An 8,559-nucleotide genomic window follows, 5' to 3' on the forward strand; every position below is an offset into this window, starting at 1 on the left:
CGTAAACGAGCTCCCGGGTAGTCTTTGCGTCGGTCATTTCGGTAACCCTCCCGGAGGACAATAAGTTATCAAACCCTGGTCCGACGATTACAGCTCGCGACGGGCTCCGGGCTGGAGCGGGAGCACCAATGGTTGCGATGTTCCGGAGCGCGACTGCCGGGACGGCAGGAGCGTGAGCACCGTCCGGTGCGAGGAACTGAGTTCGAGCACCGGAGGTGCGAGTTGCAACGTTGCAGCAGGTTTACCGCAGGATTCCAGCACCGGCCGCGAAGATCGAACGGCCGGGGAAGGCGCCGGATCAGGCAGTACCTATACAGATAGAGAGATGCGTCTCTCTCTTAGTACTGAAGTACAGCAGAACACGCACACAGCCCCCGGTACCGGTGCCGGGGTGGATGGATGTGCGGGTGTGTGCGAAATCCGGAATGCCGGAAAAGATCTCACGATACCACCCTCACGGGGTGAAAATCAGGATCGAACGCCCCAACGCCACCCTTTGAGTGGCATCACCGACTGCAACGCGCTGAAAACAGGTGCAAAGCGTGGGCCTGTGTTGCAAGAGTCTCTGCCCGGAGTCCTCGACTACCGGACGTTTACCCGGACGAAGAGCGAACTCGGCCGGTGTGACGTCTGAGCAGGAGAGCAACGATCTGGATGGATACATTTTGGTCCACGTGGAACATAGTTCGACCAATGAGTGAAAAAGGTTCTGTCCGTCAACAGCACAGGATATACCGAAACTGACTCCGTTCGCCGGCTTTCGCCTCATCCGCAAGAAGGTGGAGACGATCTCCCGCCGTGCTGCCTCGCACATGAAACCGTCAGACCGAAAAAGAGGTATTATTCCCGCAACGCGTGCCGGTTCTTGTCGCCCCTGCCGATGCCACGATACGCAAACCCTGCACCGATCCACGCATCCGGGTCCACGACGTTCCGCCCATCCACGATCGCCGACCGCTCACACCCGCACAACCGCCGGACCTCGGCGGGCACCAGCCCCCGGTACTCCTTATGGCCGGCAAAGACCGCCACCGCATCCGCGCCGGCAAGCACCCCGGCAAGGTCCCGCGACAACCCCGGCGGTGCATCCGGCGATGTCGCCGGGTCCACCCAGGGATCGTGTACGGCAACCTCCGCACCGGCCGCGAGCGCCGCATCGCGGAACGGCTCCGCCGGCGTGTTCCGGGCGTCGTCCGAGTCGTTGATGAACGCCCAACCGAGCAGGGCGATCTTTGAACCTGCGAGGGTCTTGCCTACCTGTGCCAGCGCCGACTCGGTCAAATGCAACATGTGCTCGGGCATGAAGTCGTTGATGCCGCGGGCGAGGGTGTAGAGGGACTCCCGGCCCTCAGGCCAGTCGAGATCACCCCCTAGCACCTGCACCCCCCGCTCCAGGTGGTAGGTGTCCTTCGTCAGGCAGTGGCCGCCGACCCCGGCCCCCGGCCAGAGGATCGCCCGGGTGATCCCCTCGCCCTTCAGCGACGCCACCCCCGCCCGGACGTCGTAGACGTTGATCCCCATCGCCTCGCAGTAGAGGGCGAGCTGGTTGATGGCCGCGATCTGGAGGTCGCGGAAGGTGTTCTCGGCGGTCTTCGTCACCTCGGCCGCGGTCGCGGTCATCGGGATGACCGTGCCGGCCGTGAGGACCGGCGAGTAGAGCTCGACGGCGCGGGCCGTCGAGACTTCGTCGATCCCGCCGACGATCCTGTCGTGCTCCCGGATGTTCCGGAGCAGCCGCCCGACCATCACCCGCTCGGGGGCGTGGGCCAGGCAGAAGTCCTTCCCGGCGACGAGCCCCGACTCGGCTTCCAGGATCTCCCGGGCCATCCCGGCGGTCGTGCCGGGGGTGATCGTTGACTCGAGGACGACGAGCATCCCGGGCGTGAGGTGCCGCCCGACGTTCCGTAGCCCCTCGATGAGCGGCGAGAAGTCCGGCAGGAGGTCCTTCTTGTCCTTGAAGGGGGTCTGGATCGCGAGGGTCACCGCGTCGCATTCCGCGATCTTCGAGAAATCCGCGGTGCAGGAGAACTTCCCGGCGCCGACGACCTTCCCGAGCAGTTCCTCAAGCCCGGGCTCCTCGCCCTTGAGCGGCGACTCGCCCCGGTTGAGCATATTGATCTTGTATCCGGAAGAAGCGGAATCCCGCTGGAAGCCGTAGACGTGTTCGAAGTGCGGGACGTCCGCGAAGAGCGCCGCCGCCGGGATGCCGACGTAGCCCATCCCGATGACGCCGATCCGCCGGATCGGGCCGCGTTTATTGATGAGTGTTGCGAGGTTCTCGGTCATTGTATGCATCTCTGTTCTGTATTCAGGGTTGATATTCGGTGATGATCGCGGCGATCCGCGCAGCAGCATGGCCGTCGCCGAACCGAGCGGAGTGCCCCCGGCGCGCATCGCCGGCCGCATTAGCCTCCGCGACGATCCGGTCGGCATCCGCACCGACGAGGACGTTCCAGCCGTCCTCCAGGGTCTCGACCCACTCGGTGTTCTCCCGCAGGGTCACGCACGGCACCTCCAGTATGTAGGCCTCCTTCTGGACGCCGCCGGAGTCGGTCAGGACCGCACGGGCGCCGGAAAGGAGGACGAGCATGTCGAAGTAGGGGAGCGGTTCAACGATCCTGACGTTTGCCGCCGGCGCGATCCCGTACTCGCCGAACTTCTTCCTCGTCCGGGGGTGGACCGGGAAGACCACCGGGGCATCCAGGCGGGAAAACGCCTCCATGATCGCCCGGAGCGCGGCGGGATCGTCGGTGTTGCTCGCCCGGTGGACTGTGGCGAGGAAATACTCCTTCGGCCAGAGGCCGAGATCGATGAAGGCCGTGGAGCGCTCCTTTGCAAGAGGGAGGTTCTGCTGGAGCGCGTCGACCATCACGTCCCCGGTGAGGTGGACACCCGCGGTGACCCCCTCGGCCGCGAGGTTCGCGACGGCTGTCGCCGTCGGGCAGAAGAGGAGATCCGAACAGTGATCCGTCAGGACCCGGTTCACCTCCTCGGGCATCCGGCGGTCGAAGCTCCGGAGCCCGGCCTCGACGTGCGCCACCGGCACGTGCATCTTTGCCGCCGCGAGCGCCCCCGCGAGGGTCGAGTTCGTGTCCCCGTAGACGAGCACGATCTCCGGCTCTTCCTTCCCGATCACCTCCTCGACCGCGGCGAGCATCCGGCCGGTCTGGACGCCGTGGCTCCCCGAGCCGATATCGAGGTGGTAGTCGGGCGCCGGGATCCCGAGGTCGCGGAAGAAGACCTCGGACAGCCCATAGTCATAGTGCTGCCCGGTGTGGACGAGGACCTCTTCGTGCACCTCCCGGAGTTCCCGGGAGACAGGAGCGCACTTGATGAACTGGGGCCGGGCCCCGACGACCGAGAGGACCTTCATGCCGAGAGGCCCCGGTAGATCGCCTCACAGACCCGGACGTTTCCGAGCCCCTGCTCCGGGGTCACCGGGAAGGGTTTCCCATCACGTGCCGCCCGCACAAACGTCGCGAGTTCAATCTTCAGGGGCTCGACCTTGTTCACCAGGAGTTTCTCGATGATGTTCTCCTGGCGGTAGAGCCCGTTCTCCTGCCCGTAGGCTTCGGGCTTTCGGTAGACGTAGACCTCCTGGGTCATGAAGTCGCCCTCGATCGTCCGCTCCCCCTCCTCGATGTAGATTGACCGGATCTTCTTCGAGGACTTCCGCGAGGCGGAGAGGTAGACCGGCGTCCTCCCGAAGGACATAAGGGCCGCGGCGACGTCCCCGGTCCCGCTCGCGTGGACGGTATACTCCCGTCCCGGGAAGAGGACGTTGAAGGCGATGTCGATGTCGTGGATCATCAGGTCCTCGACGACGGAACTCCCGCTCACCCGTGCCGAGGCCGGGTTGTGCCGGTGGAAGGAGACGTAGAGGGGATCACGCACCACCCGCGCAACCTCGGTGACGACCGGGTTGAACCGCTCGATGTGCCCGACGCCGACCGTCAGCCCGTCGGGGATCTGCCCGATCAACTGCTCGCACTCGCGCATGGTGAGGCAGAGGGGCTTCTCGATCAGGGTGTGCACCCCGGCGGCGATGACCTCTCCCGCCGTCCGGAGGTGGTAGGGGGTCGGGACCACGACCGAGACGCACTCGGCCTTCCGGAGGAGTTCCTCCATCGAGCGGCAGACCTCCGCCCCCGTGGCGGCGGCGACCTCCTCAGCGGCCTTCGTATTCAGGTCGTAGACGTAGGTCGTCCCGACCTCCTTGAGCTCGGAGTAGACCCTGACGTGGTTCCTGCCCATGACGCCGGTGCCGATGACGCCTGCGTCCATCTAGATCACCCCGTTGATCGTCTCGCAGACGTAAGCCCTCGCCTCGTCGGTGACGTTCGGGTGGACCGGGATCGAGAGGACGGAGGCCGCGAGTGCTTCCGCGACCGGGCAGGCCGCGGCCCCGGCGTAGTAGGGCTGCCTGGAGAGGGCGACCGGGTAGTGGACGGCGCAGCCGACTCCGTGCTCGTGGAGGTAGGTCATGAACTCATCCCGCGAGAGGGGGAAGGCCTCGGTGAGCCGCAGGGAGTACTGGTGCCAGACGTGGGTCCGGCCGGGGGCGACCGAGGGGAGCACCAACCCCGGCGCCGTGATGTGGGTACCGTAGTAGGCGGCGTTCTCCTCCCGGCGGCGGTTGAACCCCCCGAGCTTCGCGAGCTGCACTCTCCCGATCGCGGCGTTGATATCGGTCATGCGGTAGTTGTAGCCGAGTTCGGTGTGGAGGTACTTCTCACTCTGGCCGTGGTTGATGATCCGGCGGAGGCGGGCATCGTACTCGTCCGATGCCGTCGTCACCATCCCCCCTTCCCCGGTCGCCAGGTTCTTCGTGGCGTAGAAGGAGAAGCAGGCGAGGTCGCCGAGCGCCCCGGCCCGCTTTCCGTTGTACTCCGCCCCGTGGGCCTGGGCGGCGTCCTCGATGAAGACAAGATCCTTATCGTCGCAGATCTCCCTGACCGCCCCGGCGTCGCAGGGCTGGCCATAGAGGTGGACGGCGATCACGGCCTTCGTCTTCGGGCCGACCTTGGCGAGGATATCGGCCGGGTCGATCGTGGCGGTCGCCATATCCACGTCGGCAAAGACGGGGCGGGCGTTGCACATCGAGACCGAGGAGGCGGTCGCAAAGAACGTGAAGGCCGGGACGATCACCTCGTCCCCGGGCTTGACCCCGGCGGCGAGCAGCGCCGCGTGAAGGGCGGTGGTCCCGTTCGAGACGGCGACGGCGTGTGGAACCCCGCAGTACGCGGCGAACTCATCTTCGAACGCGGCGGTGACCGGACCCTGGGCGATCATGCCGGAGGCAAGGACGGCGAGAACAGCGTCGTTCTCCTCGTTTCCGAGGGAAGGCTGGGCGATAGGGATATGCATGGATTATCGATCTCCGGAAGCTGATGTCATGTTTCTTTCGTGTGGTTTAATATACGAGTTTGCATTTTTGATTACAATCTTGTGTGGAAATGCTTACCCTACTAAATAAAACGAAAATGGATGGCTTAGGGGCATCGATCTGGTGGTGTGCTTGCTGGGACGAGCACATTGACGATGCCGGTCACGTTCGCCTCGTTCGAGGCGAGGGGATCCTTCACCGACCGGGGCACCGGGGGTGCCGGCCAGAATGCCGTCCGCGCCGGGGAAGGCCTCCATCAGGAGGTCGAGGTCGGTGATGCTCCCTTCGATGAAGGTCACCCGGGGGTGGTCCAGAAGGTGCTCGATGTTTTCCCGGCCTGGCACGGTCGCGAGGTTGTCGATGATGACGACGTCGTGGTGCTGTGATAACGTGTCGGCAAGGTTCGAGCCAAGCCGGCCCCGCCGGTGACGATGTAGCGCATGAAGAGACTATGGCGGTGGAGGCGTTTAGGGGTTTCTGAATTGAACCGGGATTCCAGGTTAGATACGGGTCTGGGAGGACATCTGCCGTCCTCATCCCCCGCCCAGCACCCGCACGATCACCGCCACCACCCCACCGACGACCCCGCCGGCCCCGGCACTCACCGTCGAGATCCTCCTCTCCTCCCCGGCCTTTTCCGCCCGCCAGCCCTCCAGCGCCAGGATCCGGGCCTCAATTTCTCGAGTCACACCTTCGGTGCTCCCGCTCCAGCCCTGCGGCCCGTCGCGCCCGGCAGATCCACTTCAAGTCCCAGTTCGTCTCGTAAACGAGTTCCCTACTTGGTGCTACCAATCAAATACTCACTATAGGGGAATTTTTGCAGAACTTCCACGGAGAGATAACTCAAAACGAGAGTTATAATGCATATCAGGGGGTAGAACAGCCAGTTATTCCAATCGAATCCAAACCGAGGGAATGTCAGAACAATGATATACAGTATGAATGCATGAATCAGGTAAATCCCGAAAGAATATGCACCAATCTTCTCCAGCAACTTGAGTGCGGCTGATCTACTTGATACAATATTCAGGGAGATGTAGAAACTGAAGGCAAAGATAACCACGTAATATAATGGATCTATCACAGCAGTAAGCCAGTGCCAGTAACCTCCCATCACAGGCAGGATCTGCGTTATATCGAAGTTAAAGTAACTTTGAGCGTAGCCGAAAATGCCAATAATCGTGCAACAGAGAAGGGGGATTGATGCATAATATAGTGATGATTTAGGCACAGATTTCAGCAGCAGTTCATCGTACCTTCTCCGAATGGTCATCCCTAATACCAAGTAGAACACATATCCGATGAATTTGGTAGCCACTCCCAGTATCTGGGTGGATGCGCCTAGTATGAATATGTCCGGGATAGGATATACGTTATAGAGAACTCCAATGAGGTAAACTGCAAAGAGGAGTTCTAATATTCTTCCTCGTACTTCACAGTAATTATACAGCCGTAATATTGCGGGATAAAGGAGATACAACTGAATGATCAAGACAAAGAACCAGAGGTGGTAAAAACATCCTCCTGTTAGGTATCGATAAATGATATGCAGGATATCGAGGTTAACAGGTCTAGCAAGCACAATCGAGCCGATGTATGGTGCCGCCAGGTAAAATGTAGAAAAGATGAGATATTGTGGAAGAACGGACTTCAGTCTTTTTCTATAGAACCTTTTGATGTCTATGTCATCAGAATATTTGTTGTATAGGACAAAACCTGAGATAACTATGAAGAGCGGGACTGCAAAGTGAGAGAGAACATCGATCGACATGTATAGCGCCGCTAGCCCGTTTATGGTGTCCATATGCGTGAAATTTGCTGATACATGGATACTTATTACGGCCAGAATTGCAAAAGCTCTCAAGATATTAATTTCATCAAAATATCTCACCTTATTCTCCATTAAATTAAATTGCACGGGTCTGAACATATGGCTATCGAAAATAATCTCAGTTTATTGGGCCACTGCAAAGATTTTCGGTGGGATAGAAGTTCTTTCTTTCACTCCAGACGTACAAAGCCACACTGATCAAGGGGGAGAACGGCAGCATGGCCCCCTCACCCCCCGCCCAGCACCTTCACCAGCACCGCCACCACCCCGCCCACGATCCCGCCGGCCCCGGCGCTCACCGTCGAGAGCCGCCGCTCCTCCCCGGCCTTCTCCGCCCGCCACCCCTCCAGCGCCCGGAGCCGGGCCTCAAATTCTTCATCCTGCGCCTCCATTCTCTGCAGCATCTTACAGATCCACTTCACGTCCCGGTTCGTCTCGTAAACGAGCTCCCGGGTGGTTTTCTCCTCGGTCATCCTGGTACCCTTCCCGGAGAACAGTGGGACGGGGAAGAGAAAAAGCCTGACCGTAAAGGATATATTTGAGAATCAAAGCCCGATCCGGGCTCTCCGATAAAGTCAGGCTAATCCCCTCCCGGGTATACCCTATAATCGTCTGTCATATTCCCGGGACCATGCAGACATGGAGAACCAACCATGGCAGACTTCGTGCAGACAACCGTCAACAAAACGGCGGTCCGGGACCTCGCCGTCCCGATCGCCACCGTAACGTCGTTTAACAACCTCATCGAGAGCGTCATCGAGGACAACCCCTTCGGGTGCGTCGGGTATACGACCAAAGCCGGCGAGACCATCGCGCCGGTCGTCCGGAACCGCGAGCACTACACCGCGAAGGTGGACTTCCTCGACGGTGAGGGGAAGCGCGTCGGAAACGTCTCCCTGCAGTCCCCCTCGATCGCCGCCTTCGAGGCGAACGCCGCCGAGGTCCTCAACAACGCGGCCCTTGCGACCGCGATGGGCGGCGAGGCCGTCCGCAACGCCCCCGGCGAGACCTACTACGCGCAGCTCAAGTGCCACGACCCCTCAGGCGACGACTACTACGTCACCCTCACCCGGAAGACTGTCCGGGTCTCGTCCTACCAGGACGACGCGATCAAGGACGCGGTCGAGACCTGGGCCGACGACGTCCCCGCGCTGGCGTGAAGGGGACCCCTACCCCCTTCACCTTCAGCCCCGTGCGACCTTAATTGAACCGGGTCCGTCATACGATCACTCTGCCTCCGGCGTCTCTTCCGACCATTCGATCAGTCGTTTCTTGAGTTCCTCTTTTGAAGGAAGATAAACCTGATACCGGGATAGACATTGGCATCTTTCGGGAGAGTGAG

Annotated in this window: 9 protein-coding genes; 1 reads left to right on the forward strand and 8 read right to left on the reverse strand. The window is 61.2% G+C overall.

Going from position 1 to position 8,559, the window contains the following annotated elements; translation table 11 throughout:
* Positions 1-840: 840 nt before the first annotated feature.
* The 8 genes from FKB36_RS09965 to FKB36_RS10000 form a co-directional block, all read right to left on the reverse strand.
* On the reverse strand, positions 841-2,286 hold the full coding sequence (locus FKB36_RS09965) for a nucleotide sugar dehydrogenase (RefSeq protein ID WP_261597908.1): 1,446 nt from the start codon (positions 2,284-2,286) through the stop codon (positions 841-843).
* A 22-nt stretch (positions 2,287-2,308) separates the two neighbouring features.
* Positions 2,309-3,373: a non-hydrolyzing UDP-N-acetylglucosamine 2-epimerase gene (gene wecB, locus FKB36_RS09970; protein WP_261597909.1), complete on the reverse strand. Its 1,065-nt coding sequence runs from the start codon at positions 3,371-3,373 to the stop codon at positions 2,309-2,311.
* Positions 3,370-4,284, reverse strand: coding sequence for a Gfo/Idh/MocA family protein (locus FKB36_RS09975; protein ID WP_261597910.1), 915 nt, complete (start codon positions 4,282-4,284; stop codon positions 3,370-3,372). Before FKB36_RS09975 ends, wecB begins: the two co-directional genes overlap by 4 nt.
* Positions 4,285-5,367: a DegT/DnrJ/EryC1/StrS family aminotransferase gene (locus FKB36_RS09980; protein WP_261597911.1), complete on the reverse strand. Its 1,083-nt coding sequence runs from the start codon at positions 5,365-5,367 to the stop codon at positions 4,285-4,287. It abuts the gene before it with no gap.
* 93 nt (positions 5,368-5,460) lie between these two features.
* Positions 5,461-5,751: a hypothetical protein gene (locus FKB36_RS13445; protein WP_390895710.1), complete on the reverse strand. Its 291-nt coding sequence runs from the start codon at positions 5,749-5,751 to the stop codon at positions 5,461-5,463.
* Between the two features lie 168 nt (positions 5,752-5,919).
* The gene (locus tag FKB36_RS09990; RefSeq protein WP_261597913.1) at positions 5,920-6,075 is read right to left on the reverse strand and encodes a hypothetical protein; all 156 of its coding nucleotides are present in this window, start codon (positions 6,073-6,075) and stop codon (positions 5,920-5,922) included.
* Positions 6,076-6,161: 86 nt separating this feature from the next.
* Positions 6,162-7,289 (reverse strand): acyltransferase, encoded by a 1,128-nt coding sequence (locus tag FKB36_RS09995; protein WP_261597914.1) that lies wholly within the window; start codon positions 7,287-7,289, stop codon positions 6,162-6,164.
* Positions 7,290-7,444: 155 nt separating this feature from the next.
* On the reverse strand, positions 7,445-7,690 hold the full coding sequence (locus FKB36_RS10000) for a hypothetical protein (protein WP_261597915.1): 246 nt from the start codon (positions 7,688-7,690) through the stop codon (positions 7,445-7,447).
* A gap of 180 nt (positions 7,691-7,870) precedes the next feature.
* On the opposite strand from FKB36_RS10000, the gene FKB36_RS10005 reads away from it, so the two are divergent.
* Positions 7,871-8,377 carry a hypothetical protein gene (locus FKB36_RS10005; RefSeq protein WP_261597916.1) on the forward strand — a complete coding sequence of 169 codons (507 nt, stop codon included), beginning with the start codon at positions 7,871-7,873 and terminating at the stop codon, positions 8,375-8,377.
* Positions 8,378-8,559 lie beyond the last annotated feature (182 nt).

Origin of the sequence: Methanoculleus formosensis (genome assembly GCF_025384765.1) — an archaeon.
In the GTDB taxonomy this organism is placed as follows: Archaea; Halobacteriota; Methanomicrobia; order Methanomicrobiales; family Methanoculleaceae; genus Methanoculleus; species Methanoculleus formosensis.